The 19,012-nt window shown below is 48.1% G+C and carries 15 protein-coding genes; 9 read left to right on the forward strand and 6 right to left on the reverse strand.

What is annotated here, in order from left to right; genetic code table 11:
• From AC6R1O_RS05960 to AC6R1O_RS05975, 4 genes are all read left to right on the forward strand, one after another.
• Nucleotides 1–271 (forward strand): LysO family transporter (locus tag AC6R1O_RS05960; protein WP_500656708.1); only part of this gene is annotated, 271 nt, incomplete at its 5' end.
• A gap of 153 nt (nucleotides 272–424) precedes the next feature.
• On the forward strand, nucleotides 425–937 hold the full coding sequence (locus AC6R1O_RS05965; RefSeq protein ID WP_334552474.1) for a hypothetical protein: 513 nt from the start codon (nucleotides 425–427) through the stop codon (nucleotides 935–937).
• Nucleotides 938–1,097: 160 nt separating this feature from the next.
• Complete coding sequence (gene panP / locus AC6R1O_RS05970; protein ID WP_500653642.1) at nucleotides 1,098–2,744, forward strand: pyridoxal-dependent aspartate 1-decarboxylase PanP; 1,647 nt, start codon at nucleotides 1,098–1,100, stop codon at nucleotides 2,742–2,744.
• A 282-nt stretch (nucleotides 2,745–3,026) separates the two neighbouring features.
• The gene (locus tag AC6R1O_RS05975; protein ID WP_334552476.1) at nucleotides 3,027–3,881 is read left to right on the forward strand and encodes a MurR/RpiR family transcriptional regulator; all 855 of its coding nucleotides are present in this window, start codon (nucleotides 3,027–3,029) and stop codon (nucleotides 3,879–3,881) included.
• 52 nt (nucleotides 3,882–3,933) lie between these two features.
• Here AC6R1O_RS05975 and AC6R1O_RS05980 read toward each other — a convergent pair whose 3' ends face one another.
• A complete protein-coding gene (locus AC6R1O_RS05980; protein WP_500656709.1) occupies nucleotides 3,934–5,184 on the reverse strand; it encodes an iron-containing alcohol dehydrogenase in 1,251 nt (416 codons plus the stop codon).
• Nucleotides 5,185–5,448: 264 nt separating this feature from the next.
• Between AC6R1O_RS05980 and AC6R1O_RS05985 the strand changes: the two genes are divergently transcribed.
• Nucleotides 5,449–5,715, forward strand: coding sequence for a GrxA family glutaredoxin (locus AC6R1O_RS05985; protein WP_334552478.1), 267 nt, complete (start codon nucleotides 5,449–5,451; stop codon nucleotides 5,713–5,715).
• A gap of 185 nt (nucleotides 5,716–5,900) precedes the next feature.
• On the forward strand, nucleotides 5,901–7,583 hold the full coding sequence (locus AC6R1O_RS05990) for an aspartate:alanine antiporter (protein ID WP_334552479.1): 1,683 nt from the start codon (nucleotides 5,901–5,903) through the stop codon (nucleotides 7,581–7,583).
• 91 nt (nucleotides 7,584–7,674) lie between these two features.
• Here AC6R1O_RS05990 and AC6R1O_RS05995 read toward each other — a convergent pair whose 3' ends face one another.
• The 4 genes from AC6R1O_RS05995 to AC6R1O_RS06010 all read right to left on the reverse strand — a co-directional run bounded on the left by AC6R1O_RS05995 (nucleotide 7,675) and on the right by AC6R1O_RS06010 (nucleotide 10,833).
• Complete coding sequence (locus tag AC6R1O_RS05995; RefSeq protein ID WP_500633769.1) at nucleotides 7,675–8,352, reverse strand: ABC transporter permease; 678 nt, start codon at nucleotides 8,350–8,352, stop codon at nucleotides 7,675–7,677.
• Between the two features lie 3 nt (nucleotides 8,353–8,355).
• On the reverse strand, nucleotides 8,356–9,096 hold the full coding sequence (locus AC6R1O_RS06000; RefSeq protein WP_334552481.1) for an ABC transporter permease: 741 nt from the start codon (nucleotides 9,094–9,096) through the stop codon (nucleotides 8,356–8,358).
• A gap of 118 nt (nucleotides 9,097–9,214) precedes the next feature.
• On the reverse strand, nucleotides 9,215–9,985 hold the full coding sequence (locus tag AC6R1O_RS06005) for an ABC transporter substrate-binding protein (protein WP_334552482.1): 771 nt from the start codon (nucleotides 9,983–9,985) through the stop codon (nucleotides 9,215–9,217).
• Between the two features lie 77 nt (nucleotides 9,986–10,062).
• Nucleotides 10,063–10,833, reverse strand: coding sequence for an ABC transporter ATP-binding protein (locus AC6R1O_RS06010; protein WP_500626141.1), 771 nt, complete (start codon nucleotides 10,831–10,833; stop codon nucleotides 10,063–10,065).
• 780 nt (nucleotides 10,834–11,613) lie between these two features.
• On the opposite strand from AC6R1O_RS06010, the gene AC6R1O_RS06015 reads away from it, so the two are divergent.
• From AC6R1O_RS06015 to AC6R1O_RS06025, 3 genes are all read left to right on the forward strand, one after another.
• Nucleotides 11,614–13,161, forward strand: a complete 1,548-nt coding sequence (locus AC6R1O_RS06015) for a DUF3360 family protein (RefSeq protein WP_500633768.1) — start codon at nucleotides 11,614–11,616, stop codon at nucleotides 13,159–13,161.
• A 312-nt stretch (nucleotides 13,162–13,473) separates the two neighbouring features.
• Complete coding sequence (pflB, locus tag AC6R1O_RS06020; protein ID WP_500630270.1) at nucleotides 13,474–15,750, forward strand: formate C-acetyltransferase; 2,277 nt, start codon at nucleotides 13,474–13,476, stop codon at nucleotides 15,748–15,750.
• A 180-nt stretch (nucleotides 15,751–15,930) separates the two neighbouring features.
• Nucleotides 15,931–16,932 (forward strand): lipid A deacylase LpxR family protein, encoded by a 1,002-nt coding sequence (locus AC6R1O_RS06025; RefSeq protein WP_500632654.1) that lies wholly within the window; start codon nucleotides 15,931–15,933, stop codon nucleotides 16,930–16,932.
• A gap of 2 nt (nucleotides 16,933–16,934) precedes the next feature.
• Here the strand turns inward: AC6R1O_RS06025 and AC6R1O_RS06030 are convergent, their stop codons facing one another.
• Complete coding sequence (locus AC6R1O_RS06030) at nucleotides 16,935–18,815, reverse strand: methyl-accepting chemotaxis protein (protein WP_500632655.1); 1,881 nt, start codon at nucleotides 18,813–18,815, stop codon at nucleotides 16,935–16,937.
• Between the last annotated feature and the right edge of the window lie 197 nt (nucleotides 18,816–19,012).

The following is a 19,012-nucleotide window of genomic DNA, read 5'->3' on the forward strand; positions in this document are numbered from 1 at the left end:
GGGGGACGCCTTTGGCCCTATCTACGGCGGCGCGTCCTTTATGATTGAGTTGCTGCGAGAATTGATTGCATTGGTGCTGATCCCCCTCTTTATTCGTACTAAACCTTGTACGGCAATCGGCTACGCGGGTGCAACGGCGATGGACTTCACCTTGCCAGTCATCCAAACCACCGGCGGCGTGCGCTGCGTGCCTGTAGCGATTGTCAGTGGCTTTATTCTTAGCCTATTAGTCCCGGTCATGATGCTGTTCTTTGTCTCACTTGCAGGTTAGATCGCAGGAATGCCAGAAACAATCCACTATATTGTCCCTTTGCTTCGTCCATCCGAGTGAAGGAAACCCGTTCGGCACCTAATGATGACGATGCCGAGATGAAAGGCCAATCAAAGAAGTTGGCCCAAAGAATACGTCTTTAAAGGAATGCTTATGAAACGCACCATTGTCGCCCTCGCACTCGCTGCTACCTCCCATTTCGCGTTGGCAGCAGACAACGCTTGCCTAGAAAAAAAATACGACGCTTATATCGATGCGTCTTTGCATTGGTATGAAGATTTGTCTCAGCTTACCTCAGAGCAATACCCAGAGTTGACCGAAGTCAGTGAGTGGTTCCTACAAGGGCGCCAGCATCACTTTGAGCTTAATCGCGCTGCGGTGAAATACTATCTAGAGCATGACGCCTCAAAAGTGGCGACTGCGCAGCCAGTAGAAGCGTGGTTGCAGCTTGATCAAAAAGACATCAAGGTACTGACCTCGCGCAGTGACGAGCTAGGCCAATTAGCGAGCGTGACGTTTAATGATCGCCAAGCCAAGCCGCACGAGAAAAACTACGAGCTACGCTCTGCGTTTGCCGATTTACTGAGCCACCCAACCAAAATTGATGCAGCGCTCAAGCGCTACAATCAATCGATTCAAGCGCTTGAATCGATTGATTGTCAGTAAACCGAATCTCGTCTGTACTCACTCGTTAACATTCACGCTATTACCGGCATCTGTGACTGAGTGATGCAAACTGAGATCCATCAATTAAAACGGGACTTTGTGCCCGTTTTCGTTTAGATTGTCGCGCTTGCAACAAAAAATATTAGAGCAATGTAGCTGTATGGTATCGGAACACAAAACGGCAGATGTGAGTTTCGAAAGCTTACTTCGAATCTTTACAGTACCTGAAGGGCCAGACTCAACACTCACCAAGATAGAAGAGGAACTATCGCGAAACTTGAACAAGTTTTTGCGAGAGCACATCGTTGCGGAAGAAAAACCTCTACTCGACATAGAGAAAGACTTCTCCAACGCCTCTATCCCAGAGCAACCTGAGTTTGTCTCAGACCACACACAGCATTTGCTCGACACGCTCGTCTCTCAATCTGTTCATACATCAGCACCGAGCTTTATTGGTCATATGACCTCTGCTCTGCCCTATTTCCTGATGCCACTCTCCAAGATCATGATTGCACTCAATCAGAACTTGGTCAAAATCGAGACGTCCAAAGCATTTACGCCCCTTGAGAGGCAAGTGCTCGGCATGCTCCATCGCCTGATTTACCATCGCAGTGACGACTTTTATGCGACTTGGATGCACAGCGCAAACCACTCTCTAGGTGCGTTTTGCTCGGGCGGCACCGTCGCGAACATCACCGCGCTGTGGGTGGCGAGAAACAATGCGCTACGCCCTGACGGTGCCTTCACTGGCGTCGAAAAAGAAGGCCTATTTAAAGCCATGAAGCACTATGGCTATGAAGGGCTCGCAATTTTGGTTTCTGAACGAGGCCACTACTCGTTGAAAAAAGCGGCGGATGTCCTCGGGATTGGTCAAGATGGTTTGGTCTCGGTGAAGACTGGGCCGGATAACAAGATCTGCCCACAAGATTTGAAACATCAAATTGCTGAGCTCAAAGCTAAACGCATCAAGCCATTTGCCGTTGTCGGCGTTGCAGGCACCACAGAAACGGGCAATATCGATCCTCTACGTGAAGTGGCGCTGATCTGCCAAGAAGAAGGCTGTCATTTCCATGTCGATGCCGCTTGGGGCGGTGCAACATTGATGTCGAACAACCATCGTCACCTACTCGATGGTATTGAGTTGGCCGACTCAGTCACCATAGATGCACATAAACAGCTCTACATTCCAATGGGCGCGGGCATGGTGCTGTTTAAGCAGCCAGATGCGATGAAATCCATCGAGCACCACGCACAGTACATACTGCGCAAGGGCTCCAAAGATCTCGGTAGCCATACATTAGAAGGTTCACGCTCAGGTATGGCCATGCTCGTTTATGCGGCTATGCATATTATCAGCCGTCCCGGTTATGAACTGCTGATCGATCAAAGCATCGAGAAAGCGAAATTCTTTGCGGACTTAATTCAGCAGCAACGTGATTTCGAATTAGTCTCTGAACCTGAGCTGTGCTTACTCACCTACCGTTATCTACCTGAGAAGGTGCGCGCGGCGCTAGAACAAGCCAATGACGCTCAAACCCATGAGCTGAATAATTTGCTTAACGAGCTCACTAAGTTTATCCAGAAGCGCCAGCGTGAAACCGGCAAATCCTTCGTTTCACGAACACGACTCAATCCTGAGCGTTGGAATCGTGAGCACACCATCGTATTTCGTGTGGTTCTGGCGAACCCGCTCACGCATTGTGATATTCTGAAATCCGTGTTGGAAGAGCAGCGTCATATCGCAACACAAGCGCCAAACTTAATGGCGCAAATCGATGCCCTTGCCGAAAACATTCTCACCAGATGAAATTTTCTTTCTGAAAAGCTGTAATTCATTTATCAACACCCGATCGAAAATGCGATTTTTGGTCGGGGTTTAAGCGTATTTCCGTAGTTTAAACAAAATTTAGTTTGAGGCTTGTCATATTCTCATCATTTGTATGACGGAAACACTGCCTTAAACGTTCGGCTTAGGTTTATACTGAGCTTATGGCGCTGGATTGTCATTACCTTTAGCGAACAAGTTGTTCTCTACACTATGAAAATCAGGTATATCCAGTTAGATGTTCTACATACCCTCGTGAACACTATGAACACATTAGAAAAAATTCAGAAGAACCTGGAAAATTTTAGCAAGTCTGAACGCAAAGTCGCCGAAGTCATCATGGCTTCCCCTCAGACAGCGATTCATTCCAGCATCGCGACGTTGGCCAAAATGGCCGATGTCAGTGAGCCGACCGTCAACCGCTTCTGCCGCCGCCTGGACACCAAAGGTTTCCCCGACTTTAAACTGCACTTGGCTCAGAGCCTTGCGAACGGTACACCTTATGTCAATCGCAACGTCGAAGAAGACGACGGCCCAGATGCCTACACGCACAAAATTTTTGAGTCCACGATGGCCTGTTTGGATGTCGCTAAAAACAGCCTTGACGCTATGCAGGTCAATCGTGCCGTCGACCTTCTGACACAAGCGAAGCGCATCTCTTTCTTTGGTTTAGGGGCATCGTCTGCTGTGGCGAAAGATGCTCAAAACAAATTCATCCGTTTCAACATCCCGATCACCTGCTTTGAAGATATCGTGATGCAACGCATGAGCTGCATCAACTGTACAGACAACGATGTCATCGTGTTGATTTCACACACTGGCCGTACAAAAAGTCAGGTAGAGATCGCCAACCTAGCGCGCGAAAACGGTGCGACGGTCATCGCGATTACCGCGAAGGACTCCCCGCTTGATAAAGCCAGCTCACTCTCTATCACGCTCGACATCCCTGAAGACACCGACGTGTACATGCCAATGGCTAGCCGCGTGGTTCAAATGACTGTGATTGACGTCCTTGCGACTGGCTTTACGCTGCGCCGCGGTACCGGATTTAGAGAAAACCTACGTCGCGTCAAAGACGTATTGAAAGACTCTCGCTACGACAAGCTTTCTCAGTTCTAGAGATCTTCCACTGGCAAGAATCCATAACGGCGCTCAATGAGCGCCGTTATTATTAGGATTTTTGTAGCCGCGATGGTTCTATATCATGACTGGTAAAGACGATAGAAGCCCGCGCGTCCTCGCCCACCGAACTGTGCTCGGTACACTCACCTTGGCATTGGCACACTTGGCCTAAAATCGCCATCAGTCGCTCTTTGGTCAGTGGTAGCGGATTGCCTTTGATTGACGTTGATTTCAGCGCATCCGCCGCGACCACATCAAACGCTGTCGAGCAAACCCCAAATTGACTCAACTCTGGGATGTTCAATTTTTCGAGCATCATATTGACCCATAAGATCGCGTCTTCTCGATGCGCATTCACTCGCCCCGTCAGCAATTGCGCGACTTTGGTGAACCTTTCGAGTACGTCTGTACGCTGGGATTCCATCGCGGCTTGAATGTTTTCCGCCATCACATAAGGAGCCAAGCGCGCGGTGATCACGCTGTGTGGCGCATCCAGTTTGCCTCCAAGCGCTGACGCCAATCCGTGCGCTGCACCGAGCTTGGCATTGGTACTGGCCATACCGCCGAGCATAGCGGCAAACGAGATGTCGGCCCGCGCTTTATGGTCGTCCTCCAAGCACGCTGGCAGCACAGAGTGGCTCAACCGTCTTAACCCCTCTTCACAGATCATATCGGTGAGCGGGTTAGGCATGCCACACACATAGGCTTCCATCAGACGCGTGAACGCATCCATTGCACCTCGCCCAGAGCGGTAAGGGTCCATCCCATAGGTTAAAGTCGGATCGACAATCGCGACATCCGCCAGCATGTCCGGGCTGCGTAGACTCACCTTCACTTGTTCTTGACCTGAGCGCAGTACGGCATTACGCGTTACTTCAGAGCCGGTACTCGCTGTGGTTGGGATCGCAATAAAAGGTAAAGGCTTGGTTTTGAGCGGAACGTTTCGGCCCACCACCTCGACATAATCATACACATCGCCTTGATTTGGAATCACCGCCGCCAGCGCTTTGCCGACATCAATCACACTGCCACCGCCCATCGCCACCACCAAGTCAGGTTTAAAACGGCGGCCGACCGTCGCGGTTTCTTCAATCATGGTGATGTTGGGTTCGCCGCTCACGGCAACGTGTTGGTAGCGAAGTTTTTGACTTTTGAGGTGATGCAGTAGCGGCCCGCACCGATTGAGGTTTTTACCGGTGACCAGAAGCACGCTGTAGCCAAACTGGTTGATAAGCGAAAGCGACGACTCAAACGCCCCTTCACCAAACACGATCCGTGTTGAAGTCATAAACTGAAACATTGGCCGACTCCTTGATTCATTCCATTACTGGATACAGAGTGCACTGTCTCCCCAGAAATAACGTTGAGCTAGTGCAAACTTGCTTATTTAACCTTAAATTAATCATGGTTTTCTCGATAAAGACCACACCTTGTACGTCGCAAAAAAGTAAAATGTTTAAAACACAATCAATAGGTCTGCCCTATTAACCCAAGAGGTAAATGCCACTTTATTTCCTATAACGATTCGGGCATAGTGGCACGATTAAAATCAAAGGAGAAAGATATGTTCGTCGTTATTTTTGGTCGCCCAGCTTGCCCATACTGTGTTCGTGCAAAAGAACACGCAGAAACGCTAAAAGCAAAGCGTGACGACTTCAACTACCGCTACGTGGATATTCACGCAGAAGGCATTTCCAAAGCTGACCTAGAGAAAACCGTCGGCAAGCCAGTGGAAACTGTGCCACAGATCTTTATCGATCAAGAGCACATCGGTGGTTGCGATGATTTCGAAGCATACGCAAAAGAGCACTTGGGTTTGTTTGACGCTTAAACGTCACCCACTCACACTGTTGTACGAAAACCGCGAATATCGCGGTTTTTTTGTGCGTGCGTTTTACATTACTTTGTCTAATGTCAACGATGAGTAAACTCTCAAAAAATTCACTTATCTTTTTGAAATATTTCGCTACAATTCGCACACTTAACTTACTCCTCGGCAGCGCACAGATATAGCCCGTGAACATTGACGTCGTACTCTTGTTAGAACAAAACCCTATCTTATTGATTTTCGTCGTATTAGCGATCGGTTTAGCGATTGGTAAAATTCGATTTGGCAACTTCCATCTTGGTAACTCGATTGGCGTTTTGATTACCTCTTTGATCATGGGTCATTTAGGTTTCATGTTTAATGCTGACGCACTGACCATCGGCTTTATGTTGTTTATCTACTGTGTAGGTATTGAGGCAGGCCCCAACTTCTTCGGCATATTCTTTCGCGACGGCAAGCACTACTTCATCTTGAGTATGGTGGTGTTGTCAGCCGCGCTCAGTATTACCTATTTTGCTAGCCACTATATGGGCCTCAACTATGGCTTGGCCGCCGGCATGATGGCAGGAGCGCTGACCTCAACACCCGTATTGGTCGGTGCGCAAGATGCGCTCAATTCAGGATTGGCGGAATTGCCCAAGAATATGGATTTCGCCTTGGTGCTAGAAAACCTCTCCGTCGGTTATGCGATGGCCTATTTGATTGGCCTTATCAGCATGATCTTCTTTGCCAAGCTACTGCCGAAGCTGCAAAAACAGAATCTGTCTGACTCTGCTCAGCAAATCGCACAAGAGCGCGGATTGGGCGGTTCTGGGCAACGAAAAGTGTACCTGCCGATTATTCGCGCCTACCGAGTCGGCCCGGAGCTGATTGATTGGACCGATGGCAAGAACTTGCGTGAGTTGGGTATCTATCGCCAAACGGGTTGTTACATCGAGCGCATTCGTCGCAATGGCATCCTTGCCCACCCTGATGGGGATGCGATTCTGCAAGAGGGCGATGAGATTGCACTGGTTGGCTTTCCCGATAGTCACGCACGTCTTGATCCTAGTTTCCGCCATGGTAAAGAAGTGTTTGATCGTAACTTGCTCGATCTGCGCATCGTTGAAGAAGAGATCGTAGTCAAAAGCGATGCGATTGCGGGGAAGCGTCTCTCTGACCTCAATCTTTCTGAGTATGGCTGTTTCCTAAACCGAGTGGTTCGCGCTCAAATTGAGATGCCGATGGATTTGGATATTGTGCTTGCTAAAGGTGACATTATCCAAGTCAGTGGTGAGCGCAGCCGCGTCCAAGGGCTGGCGGAAAAAATCGGCTTTATCTCTATTCATAGCCAAATGGCGGATTTGCTCGCGTTTTGTAGCTTCTTCATTCTTGGCATTATGTTTGGTTTGGTCACCATGACCTTTGGCCAAGTGTCGTTCGGCTTGGGGAATGCCGTTGGCTTGCTGCTTTCGGGGATCACTCTCGGCTTTTTGCGTGCCAACCACCCAACGTTTGGCTACGTTCCGCAAGGCGCACTCAACATGGTCAAAGACTTGGGACTGATGATCTTTATGGTGGGGATTGGCCTCAGTGCCGGTAGCAAAATGTTTGATCACCTCACGCAAGTGGGTCCTCAAGTGCTCGGTTTGGCGTTTTTAGTCAGCGTAGTGCCGGTGGCTTTGGCGTATCTGGTTGGCGCCTATATCTTGAAAATGAACCGTGCGCTGCTGTTTGGCGCCATCATCGGCGCGCGTACCTGTGCGCCAGCGATGGACATCGTGAATGACTACGCCAAATCAACTATCCCTGCACTGGGCTACGCAGGTACCTACGCCATCGCCAATATCTTGATGACGCTGGCCGGCACGGTGCTTATCATTTTGTCTTAGTACCCAGAGTTCGATTTTGCGTTGATTCGATTTTGCGTTGAATACAAAAATGGCTTCCAGATGGAAGCCATTTTTTCATTTACAAGATAGGTTAACTCAGCGGTCTCAGGTACGCTAAGAAACGTTTTTCTGCCATTTTGAAAACCCAAAGAATCACGAAGGTCAGTGCCATGTAGAACAGGCCAGCCGTGAGGAAGGATTCAAACGGCGCGTAGTAGCGAGAATTCACCAGACGCGCAGCGCCCGTCAAATCTAAGATGGTGACAATACCGGCCACAGCGCTTCCATGCAGCATAAAGATCACTTCGTTACTGTAGGCTGGCAGAGCTCGGCGCAATGCGCTCGGCAGAATGATACGACGGTAAGTCAAAAAGGTGCCCATACCATACGCTTTAGCCGCTTCCACCTCGCCTTTCGGCAGCCCGTTGATTGCACCGCGAATGATTTCAGCGGTGTACGCCGAAGTATTGAGCACAAAGGCAACCAACGCACAAAACCAAGCATTTTCCCATAGAGTATCTTTCACTGGGAAAAACTGATCCATACCGTAATAAATTAGGTAGAGCTGAACCAACAGCGGCGTGCCACGGAAGAAATAAATAAACGCCCAACTTGGCCCGACCAACCAATAATGTTGGCTATTTCGCGCAATACCCAGCGGGATAGCGACACACAAACCAATAACGAGAGCGAGTCCCACCAACCACGTTGTCGTCCACAAACCATCTAGGTAGATAGGCAAGCTATCAATAATCAATGAAAAATCCATGCCCTACCTCGTATGAATACTGAATTTGCGCTCGACGACTTTAAGTAGCCCAGTCGACACACTGGTGAAAAAGAGAAAAATCACCGCGACCGCCATGTAAAAAGTGAACGGCATTTTGGTTGAGCCTGCGGCGAGCGAGCTCACGCGCACCATATCTTCCAGGCCGATAATAGAAACCAAGGCTGTGGTTTTAAGCAATACCAGCCAGTTGTTACCAAAGCCCGGTAAAGCGTGGCGTATCATCTGAGGGAGTAAGATCCGGCGAAAGGCGAGCACCGAGCTCATGCCGTATGCTTTTGCCGCTTCCATCTCGCCCTTATCTACCGCCATGATGGCGCCACGAAATGTCTCCGCCATGTAAGCACCGAAGATGAAGCCTATGGTCATCACGCCAGCGATAAACGGGCTAACGTCGATGTAATCAGGTAAATAAGACGTCCACTCGTGGTTTGGATCACTCGCGGCAAACCAACCATTCAAGGTTTCGTTGATCGAGTAGAGACTGTTGTTTAATAGAATCTGTCCGCCGAAGAAAATCAGCATCATTAAGACTAAATCGGGAATACCACGGATAACCGTTGTATAGAGAGTGGCGATAGCTCTTGCCCAGCGATAAGGGGCGAGTTTCGCCAAAGCACCCAGCATGCCTAAAATCATGGCAAGAAGCAGTGACAATAAGGCGACCTCGATGGTCACCACGGCCCCTTTCAATATAGAGGCTTCGTATCCTTGTAAATCCAGCATAGGTGAGTTCCTGATCCCTAAACTCAATTTCCTACATCAATAGAATCATTGAGCTGGCTATAGAAAGAGATCGACCGCTGGCTACATCAAGGAACGAGCACCAGCGGTCGAAGGAGAATTACTGACCGTAAACGTCGTAGTTAAAGTACTTAGCCGCAATCTCTTGGTACACACCTTTCTCACGTAGAGACAGGATAGCTGCGTCGAGTTTTTGCGTTAGATCTTTATCTTGTTTACGAACGGCAATGCCCATGCCGTCACCAAACCATTTTGGATCAGTCAAAGAAGGACCAACGAATTCGTAGCCTTCGCCACCCGCTTTATTCAGAACGCCTTCTTCCAATGCTGAAGCATCACCTAGTACTGCAACGATACGGCCGTTGGCAAGATCAAGGTACGCTTCATCAAATGAACCGTAACGCACGATTTCGACTTGGTCACCGTAGTTGTCTGTCAGGTACTTGTCGTGCGTTGTTGCACGCTGAACACCGATTTTAGCGCCGCTTAGGCTATCGAAATCAAGACCTGCGCCTTTCTTAGCGATAAATTTGTTTGGGATTTGTGCGTATTTGCCAGTGAAGTCCACTTTCTTTTTACGCTCTTCTGTAATCGACATCGCAGCGATGATCGCATCGTATTTACGTGCTAGCAGAGATGGGATAATGCCGTCCCAGTCTTGCGGTACGATCTTACACTCAACTTTCATCTCTTCACACAGCGCGTTGGCCATATCAACGTCGAAGCCTTTGAGAGAACCATCAGATTCTGTCCAGCTAAACGGAGGATAGGCACCCTCAATACCAAAACGAACGGTTTTCCATTCTTTTGCCTGAGCCACACCAGTTGCTGCTGTCGCAGCCAATGCTGCAACGACTAACCACTTTTTCATTTCCATACTCCTGTGATTTTGTATGTTGTGTTTATTGTTGTGTCCTTATAATAAAGACTGTTTTGATTAAAGAAGCCTTAATAGATAGACGAGATAAACTGCTTTAGACGTTTTGAGTCTGGGTTGGTAAACAGTTTAGCTGGGTCTCCTTGTTCTTCCACCAATCCTTGATGCAAAAACATGACATGATTTGATACATCGCGAGCAAACGCCATTTCGTGAGTAACAACTAACATGGTGCGCCCTTCTTCTGCCAAATCTCTCATAACCCCGAGAACTTCACCAACAAGCTCGGGATCGAGTGCTGACGTCGGTTCGTCAAATAGCATCACTTCCGGATCAACGGCCAATGCACGGGCAATCGCCGCACGTTGCTGCTGGCCGCCAGATAAGTGACCTGGGTAATAGTCCTTTCGCTCGTAAAGACCCACTTTCTTTAGCAGCATTTCTGCGTTTTCAATCGCTTGAGCTTTAGGGACACCAAGGACGTGCACTGGCGCTTCAATTACGTTTTCCAGTACCGTCATATGAGACCACAGATTGAACCCTTGGAAGACCATGGCGAGACGAGATCGAATACGTTGCACTTGCTTTTCGTTGGCGGGAACGGCTTCCCCCTGACGATTGTGCTTCATCTGAATCAGTTCACCATTTACCCATATCTCGCCAGCGGTAGGCGTTTCTAACAGGTTGATACAACGTAGGAAGGTACTCTTTCCTGAACCGGAAGAGCCAATGATGGAAATCACATCCCCTTTGTGTGCCTCAAGCGAAATGCCTTTTAGGACCTCATTTTGTCCAAATGTTTTGTGCAGTTCTTTAATATCCAGCGCGGGTACATCTTTCATGCGCGCAAACTCCCTGTATTCTTTTTCTTGTCCGAATGACGATTCCGAGTCGGCGCTCGCGCAGCTATGGCTCATCTGTGTTGATAAAAACCATTCAGCGGCGAAATTGAGAACGACACTTGCCTCTGTGAAAGCAAAAACTGTGCCCCCTAAACGAAAACGTTCACGTCAATCCGGTTGACTGCTCGGGCTATGGCCCACATTCGCTACAAACTAGCACTAGTCCGGACAACATGCAACAAATTATTAACCTGACATTGTGGGATATTAAGTTACAAAATATGACTTTTTATTCAACTTTTAGATTATTCACCTTGTTTATACGCATAAATGAAATATCTCGCCATCACTATATCCAACCCGACCCTTTAACAATTTTATAAAAAGAAGATCCACTTCAAGTAATTGATAATTTTATCTGAAACATACACGACGCAAATGGTTGTATATCTAGTAAAAATAGCAATGTGAAATTAATTTTCAGGCGTATGAACAGTAACTTACGTGCATATGCGGCGTTGTGTAGTTTTCTTTCACATTCTTTCTTAAAGTGATCTAAATCAATCACTCTAAGGGGTTAGCACGTTAAACTCGCCTCATCCATAAAAGCCTAATTTGACTGACTTACTGCCTTTTCTTTTGTCTATGCTTAGGCACATAATGTTCGAGCTACAAGGTAAGAGCAGCGCAGCAAGCCAAATTGCAAGATTATGAGCTATCGACAATCATCACTATCGAGTAGCTTTTGGAATTATCAACATTTTGAAATATGAGGAATCTATGTCAGACGCAGTGAACAAACCGCACTCTGATTCGGATATCGAAAACAAGAGCTACCAGGAGCTGCACCGCCCTGCCTCTGAGTTTGCAACCCGTTCAGATTATCTAGACCACGAGCTTCAAATTATGAAGCCTCGTCGTTTTGGTCTTAACCTTCCGGGTCGCGACTTCCGTTTCGAGCTGGAAGACTTAGTCCCTGCACTTGCAGGTACCATTGGCATTATTGCAATGTACTCAGCGGTAATGATGTCTTGGGCAGACGGCCTATCCGCCGCATGGGAGCACGTGAACCTAGGTAAAGAGTTCGCCATCGAAGTGGCTCGTGTGGAAATGCTCATCCCAGCCCTACTGTTCTGTATTATTTCATCCGGCTTCTTAAACCCACGAGCGAACCTTGCGGGTAACCACGGTCCGATGATTCCATTGATCGGTTCGATTGCCCTTGCCGGTGCTCACCCTCTTGCACTTGCGATTCTTTTAGGTGTATTCGGCTTGCTACTCAGCTACTTTAAAGGTGGCTCCAAGCTCGTCAACCTCACCTCAGAAGGCACCGCCGGCGGCTTGCTTATCTTCTTGGGCTTTACCGGTACCATGAGCCAGATCGGTTCCATTCAGTCGTGGGCAACAGGGCTCCAATCTGCTGATGTTGCGGCAGGTAGCATGGGCTATGTGGGTCTGATTGTATTGGGTATCACCATCGGTATTTACGCTTTCCTAGCAAAAATCAACATGCGCTGGTTGGCGATTCCCGTGTGTGCCTTTACCGGGCTTTTGATTGCTCTAGGTCTGGGCGCGGGCTTCGACTTAACCTTTGAAACCGAGATGGGTCTGCCAAACCTTAACCCTGTTTACTGGTGGGGCAGCACTGAGCAAGGTTGGATGCTAGGTCTACCAAATCTTGAACACTTTATCGCGTCTCTGCCTTTTGCGATTTTGGCTGTCGCGATGTGGTCGCCTGACTTCCTTGGTCACCGTATCTTCCAAGAGCTGAACTACCCTCGTAAGACAGAAAAAGTCTTAATGGATGTGGACGACACCATGACCATGTGTTCAGTCCGCCAGATGGTCGGTACTGCCGTTGGTGGTGGTAACATTACCTCTTCTTGGGGTACCTACATGATCCCAGCAGCGATCGCTAAGCGTCCTATCCCAGGGGGTGCCATCTTGCTTGGATCACTGTGTATCATCGTTGCGATTCTTGGTTTCCCAATGGACGTCGCGGTGTGGCCACCGGTGATGCGTGTTGCACTATTAGTGGGCGTATTCTTGCCACTTCTTGAAGCAGGCATGCAGATGGTTAAAGACACTAAAGATTCACAAGCAGCCGGTATCTGTATCTTCGCGTCTGTTGTCGCTAACCCTGTGTTGGCATGGGCACTGACTATGTTCCTAGATAACAACGGTCTCATTGGTGATAAAGAGCGTGCGTCTCGTTTGTCGTTCGCAGACAAAATTATTATCCCAGTAGGCGTGTTTGTTATCTGTCTTGTTGCTATGCTAGCAGTAGGTATGTTGGAAGCTCAGTACGGAATTCCAGCCTGGCTATAAAGATTCAACATTTGTGTGGGTGGCTTAAAAAGCCACCCCATTTTTATCAACTTTTTTTAGCATTTATTGATTTAGTTTAAGGTTTGTAAGATTTTTTTAAGTTAACCTTGAAACTACAGTAAGAAATAACCATATTACTTTTAGTGACAATAGTTATAGTTTTCCTGTCCTTTGCGTTCCTTTGGTTTAAGACTATACCTATTGTTATTCATTAGAGTGTACTGCCTCAGTAATGAGGATGCTGAAAGGTCAACACGTTGACTATTAATTCAGAACAGTACGTGTTTTTACTACTAAAAAGGTAGGTATGTCATGGCAGAGCAATTTGCTAAAGCTTGGGAAGGTTTTGCAGCGGGTGACTGGCAAAACGAAGTAAACGTTCGTGATTTCATTCAGAAAAACTATGCCCCATACGAAGGCGACGAATCTTTCCTAGTTTCTGAAGGTACTGAAGCGACAAACAAGCTTTGGGCTAAAGTAATGGAAGGTATCAAGATCGAAAACTCAACGCACGCTCCTGTTGATTTCGATACTGACGTTATCTCTACCATCACTGCTCACGACGCAGGCTACATCGAAAAAGATCTTGAAACTATCGTTGGTCTTCAAACTGACGCTCCTCTTAAGCGCGCTATCATCCCTAACGGTGGTATCCGCATGGTTGAAGGTTCTTGTAAAGTTTACGGTCGTGAACTCGATCCAGCAATCTCAAAAATCTACACTGAATACCGTAAAACACACAACGCAGGTGTTTTCGATATCTACACGCCTGACATCCTAAAATGTCGTAAATCAGGTGTTCTGACTGGTCTTCCTGACGCATACGGCCGTGGTCGTATCATCGGTGACTACCGTCGCGTTGCGCTATACGGTATCGACTTCCTAATGAAAGACAAGCTAGCTCAATTTGCTTCTCTACAAGAGAAGTTCGAGAATGGCGAAGATCTTCAAATGACAATGCAGCTTCGCGAAGAGATCGCAGAGCAACACCGTGCACTTGGCCAAATGAAAGAAATGGCTGCTAAGTACGGTTACGATATCTCTCGCCCAGCAGAAACTGCACAAGAAGCGGTACAGTGGACTTACTTCGGCTACCTAGCAGCGGTTAAGTCTCAAAACGGCGCAGCGATGTCTCTAGGTCGTACTTCGACGTTCCTAGACATCTTCATTGAGCGTGATATTGCTGCAGGTAAGATCACTGAAGAACAAGCTCAGGAAATGATCGACCACTTCGTAATGAAACTACGTATGGTTCGTTTCCTACGTACTCCTGAGTACGATGACCTATTCTCTGGCGACCCAATCTGGGCAACAGAATCTATGGGTGGTATGGGTCTTGACGGCCGTACGCTAGTAACACGTACGAACTTCCGTTTCCTTAACTCTCTATACACTATGGGTCCTTCTCCAGAGCCAAACATCACGGTTCTTTGGTCTGAGCAGCTACCTGAAGGCTTCAAGAAGTTCTGTGCGAAAGTGTCTATCGATACCTCTTCAATCCAGTACGAAAACGACGACCTAATGCGTCCAGACATGGAATCAGATGACTACGCAATCGCATGTTGTGTATCTCCAATGGTTGTTGGTAAGCAAATGCAGTTCTTCGGCGCTCGTGCAAACCTTGCAAAAACCATGCTTTACGCAATCAACGGTGGTGTTGATGAGAAGCTGAAAATGCAAGTTGGTCCAGTCATGCCGAAGATCACTTCAGAAGTCCTAAGCTTCGACGAAGTGTGGAACAGCCTAGACCACTTCATGGATTGGCTAGCTAAGCAGTATGTAGCTGCACTAAACGCAATCCACTTCATGCACGACAAGTACTCTTACGAGTCTGCACTGATGGCGCTACACGATCGTGACGTGTACCGTACTATGGCTTGTGGTATCGCGGGTCTATCTATCGCGGCTGACTCACTATCTGCAATCAAGTACGCGAAAGTGAAACCAATCCGTGACGAAGATGGCGTAGCGATCGACTTCGAAATCGAAGGCGACTACCCCAAATTCGGTAACAACGATTCACGCGTTGATGACATCGCTTGTGAGCTTGTTGAAGTGTTCATGAACAAGATCCGTAAGCTTAAGACTTACCGTGATGCCGTTCCTACTCAGTCTATCCTTACTATCACTTCTAACGTTGTGTACGGTAAGAAGACAGGTAACACGCCAGATGGTCGTCGCGCAGGTGCTCCGTTTGCTCCAGGTGCAAACCCAATGCACGGTCGTGATGAGAAAGGAGCGGTCGCATCTCTAACATCTGTAGGTAAACTGCCGTTTGCTCACGCGAAAGATGGTATCTCTTACACCTTCTCTATCGTGCCTAACGCACTAGGTAAAGACGAAGGTTCACAGCGCGCTAACCTTGCAGGTCTAATGGATGGTTACTTCCACCATGAAGCGGGCATCGAAGGTGGTCAGCACTTGAACGTGAACGTTCTTAACCGTGACACTCTAGAAGACGCAGTTAAGCACCCTGAGAAATACCCTCAGCTAACTATCCGTGTTTCTGGTTACGCTGTACGCTTTAACTCTCTAACTGCAGAGCAACAAGCTGACGTAATCGCACGTACATTTACAGAATCTCTATAAGAGACGCTGTTGAATGATTGATGCAGCCCCGCCTAGTGCGGGGCTGCATTTTTTGTACTTATCGTTCCTCGGTAAGCTTTAGAGTTTGCGCACATTTCCCCACATCAATCAGTGAATTCCTATAGTGGCCTTAGCGAATTGCGGTACTATCATCTGCACTATTCGTCAAAACAGAACACTATGGCTCGCTCTTCCTATCTCCCTTTTTCGTTGCTTCTTCTCTCCACCACTGCACTGGCTTCAGAGCAGTCAACCCTCGCCTTTTCACTCGACAACGACGGGGTATTTGGTGTTGATCAAGACTATACCAATGGCATTTTCCTCACTTACACCTCCGCAGGGATTCGCCCGCCTTCGTGGGTCGGGCCGCTAAGTTTGTCTTTTTGGGGCGCCGCCTCTTTGGACAAATGGGAAGTTACCCTAGCTCACAAAATGTATACGCCATCGGATATTGAAGCCGTTGAGCCCCTACAAAACGATCGCCCTTATGCGGGTTATCTTCACACCGAGTTCAATTACATCAGTCTCCATCCAATGCAAGCTCAGCGCTTTAACCTGACCTTGGGCACCGTGGGTGAAAACTCACTGTCGGAAGAGGCACAAAAATTCGTCCACAGCATCACGGGCTCTGATGATCCTAACGGTTGGGCAAACCAAGTGGATGAAGGGTTTGCTGGGAGTGTCGGTTACCTGACCCACATCAACCTATGGCGCGAGCCGCTGTTGGCTAACACCGAGTGGGAAGTATCGAGCGTTTCAGAAGCCAACGTCGGTGATTTTCGTAGTGATGTGTCAACCGGTGTCATGCTGCGTTGGGGACAAGATCTATCGGGCAGCTTAGGGGCTGCCAATATTGACAATGAGAATCCATTTCGCGCTGGTATGCTGGGTGGGTCAAAGCAGGGATGGTTTGTTTTTGCCGGCATTGAAGCTCGCTACCGCTTCAATGACATCACCATTGAAGGGGATAGACCAGGCATCCGTCATAATCCCGATGTTAGCGATCCATCGCTATACGATGTCACCTTAGACAAGGTGCAAGCGACCGCCGTTGCTGGCGTTGCCTGGTATAATCAGAGCTTTGGCGCGACCTTAGCGACCACCGTCAAAACCCCCGATTATAAAGAAGCCCCCGATTCCATCTACGGCGCCGGGGGCATCAATTTCTACACGTTTTTCTAGCGTCAGACGGTAAAGCGTTGGCAGTCTTGGTTTAGGCTGCTGGCGCGCTCTTCTACCACCTGACTGACGGATTTGAGCTGGGCGTTATTTTCTTCTAACTCTTTCATCGCCGAAGAGATTTGCGTCATGCTGTCGGCCATCGATTGACTGGTGGTCGCCAACTCTTTGATGGATGAGAAAATCACCTCTGTTTGATGCGATGCTTCGTCGGCTTTTTCGGTAATAGTGCGTAGTGCTGTCATCGCTTCATGACCTCGCTGCTGGCCCGACTGCATCGTCACTTCCGATTTCCCTATATATTGAATCACCTCTGCGCTCTCTTTTTTCATCGTATCGATGGTTTCCGAGATCTCACCCACCGCGTCCACAGTTCGCACTGCTAAGCTGCGCACTTCATCGGCGACCACCGCAAAGCCGCGACCTTGCTCGCCCGCTCGAGCCGCTTCTATCGCTGCATTAAGCGCCAAGAGGTTAGTTTGCTCCGCGATACCGTTAATGATCACCATTACAGAGTCAACTTTCGAGGAGGCTTCCTCAAGTTGTTTAATATGGCTGGCCGCCGAGGTCAAAATGCCGCCGACTTCCTCTAGGGACCCAATCGCGGCTCGAATGACCTGCGCCCCCTCTTCGGCCGCTTGATTGGACTGACGACTTAAATCCGAGACAAACTCCAATGAATTGGACACTTCGTGGGTCGTCACGCTCACTTCTTCCGTGGCAGAGGCGAGCAACTGCGTCTGGCCCAATACTTCGCTTTGGTGGTGGGCGAGTAAATCCAAGCCCTGGTTCAACTCAGCAGCGTTACCGGATAACGCATCGCTGTTACTTTGCACCGCTTTCACCAACGAGCCGAGATTTTCACAACTTTCATTGATACTGCTCGCCAGTTGGTTGAATTCATCTTTTGGGTTATTCGTGAGAGCCATTCGACTCGACAAATCCCCTTTAGAAAGCTTGCGCAAAATCTTCTGTGTCGTATTCACCAAGCGAGATTGCGACGAGCTCTGCAAGACAAAGATAAGAATGGTAAATAACGCCAATACCACGCACGCCGCCATAATCGACCACAAGGTTTGGTCAGAGGTTTTTTCCGCGCTGCTTTGATATCTCATACTCACTCCGCCAAGTTGCGATGTAATGGCGGCAATCAAGTCAGCGAGGCGTTCTTTTGTGGTCAGTAACTGCTGCTCAATCGCACCGGCTTGCTCGGATAGCTCGGCGACACGAATAAAGGTCTCTTTATATTGTTCAATCTCTTTTTCATACAAGTCCAACATCGCATAAACGTTCGACATACTTTCAAAGCTGCCCATCGCGCGATTGAACAGCTTTAAGTTCTCTTCATTGGGTTGCAGCAAATAGTTCTGCTGCGATTTGATCATCGCCTGAAAGTCCGAGTTGAGCGTCACCATACCTGTCTCGGCGATTTTTTGTTCTATGATGGTGGCCAATTGCCCAAGCTCACCCAATTTGCCTTCATCAATAGTGAACCCCAGCTCTTGTTTGATGGTTAACCAAGGCGTGACGGCGGCTTCAAAATCGGCAATGTCCTGCTCAAGCTGTTGGCTCTCTTGGCGAAAACCGAGGGATTGAAGAAAGCCAATGTTGGCCTCCACATCCTGAACGATGGTCTGAATATCCCCTTTCACGCTGTCGACTTGAGCACCGCTCAAATTGTCTAAGTTGCTACTCAGAGTCAGTATTTTTGCTTGAGTTTGATAAATCGAAAGCGAGCCAACCGCAATATCCCCACTGGCGTGGTATTGGCGGCTCATTTCGCTCAATCTGGAAGAGGTAAAAAGTGCCAGTGCAACAAATCCAATCGTCAACACTGCAAGAAAGAGAATCCCTCTCTGTTTTTGTGATAGTGCAAGCCTGTCCATAAAAAGTCCTTTAACATCAGGTGAATGTGTAGAGCACTGACCTGTTGAATTCCACTACTTATTTTGATTTTATTATCATTATTTACTTTTTTATAACATACATTTTAGACGAAAAAAGCACAATTTCGCTATTTATAAAAACTCTCTATTAAATGGCTAATTCACTATATAAACCCTACCATTTGTAATAAAATAAC

This window comes from Vibrio sp. R11-SG3-ISO3-SZ (assembly GCF_059834345.1).

Excerpts from the sequence above, each read along its gene's own strand:
- AC6R1O_RS05965 (WP_334552474.1), top strand. The coding sequence starts at position 425 with ATGAAACGCACCATTGTCGCCCTCGCACTCGCTGCTACCTCCCATTTC.
- panP (WP_500653642.1), top strand. The coding sequence starts at position 1,098 with ATGGTATCGGAACACAAAACGGCAGATGTGAGTTTCGAAAGCTTACTT.
- AC6R1O_RS05975 (WP_334552476.1), top strand. The coding sequence starts at position 3,027 with ATGAACACATTAGAAAAAATTCAGAAGAACCTGGAAAATTTTAGCAAG.
- AC6R1O_RS05980 (WP_500656709.1), bottom strand. The coding sequence starts at position 5,184 with ATGTTTCAGTTTATGACTTCAACACGGATCGTGTTTGGTGAAGGGGCG.
- AC6R1O_RS05985 (WP_334552478.1), top strand. The coding sequence starts at position 5,449 with ATGTTCGTCGTTATTTTTGGTCGCCCAGCTTGCCCATACTGTGTTCGT.
- AC6R1O_RS05995 (WP_500633769.1), bottom strand. The coding sequence starts at position 8,352 with ATGGATTTTTCATTGATTATTGATAGCTTGCCTATCTACCTAGATGGT.
- AC6R1O_RS06000 (WP_334552481.1), bottom strand. The coding sequence starts at position 9,096 with ATGCTGGATTTACAAGGATACGAAGCCTCTATATTGAAAGGGGCCGTG.
- AC6R1O_RS06005 (WP_334552482.1), bottom strand. The coding sequence starts at position 9,985 with ATGAAAAAGTGGTTAGTCGTTGCAGCATTGGCTGCGACAGCAGCAACT.
- AC6R1O_RS06010 (WP_500626141.1), bottom strand. The coding sequence starts at position 10,833 with ATGAAAGATGTACCCGCGCTGGATATTAAAGAACTGCACAAAACATTT.
- AC6R1O_RS06015 (WP_500633768.1), top strand. The coding sequence starts at position 11,614 with ATGTCAGACGCAGTGAACAAACCGCACTCTGATTCGGATATCGAAAAC.
- pflB (WP_500630270.1), top strand. The coding sequence starts at position 13,474 with ATGGCAGAGCAATTTGCTAAAGCTTGGGAAGGTTTTGCAGCGGGTGAC.
- AC6R1O_RS06025 (WP_500632654.1), top strand. The coding sequence starts at position 15,931 with ATGGCTCGCTCTTCCTATCTCCCTTTTTCGTTGCTTCTTCTCTCCACC.
- AC6R1O_RS06030 (WP_500632655.1), bottom strand. The coding sequence starts at position 18,815 with ATGGACAGGCTTGCACTATCACAAAAACAGAGAGGGATTCTCTTTCTT.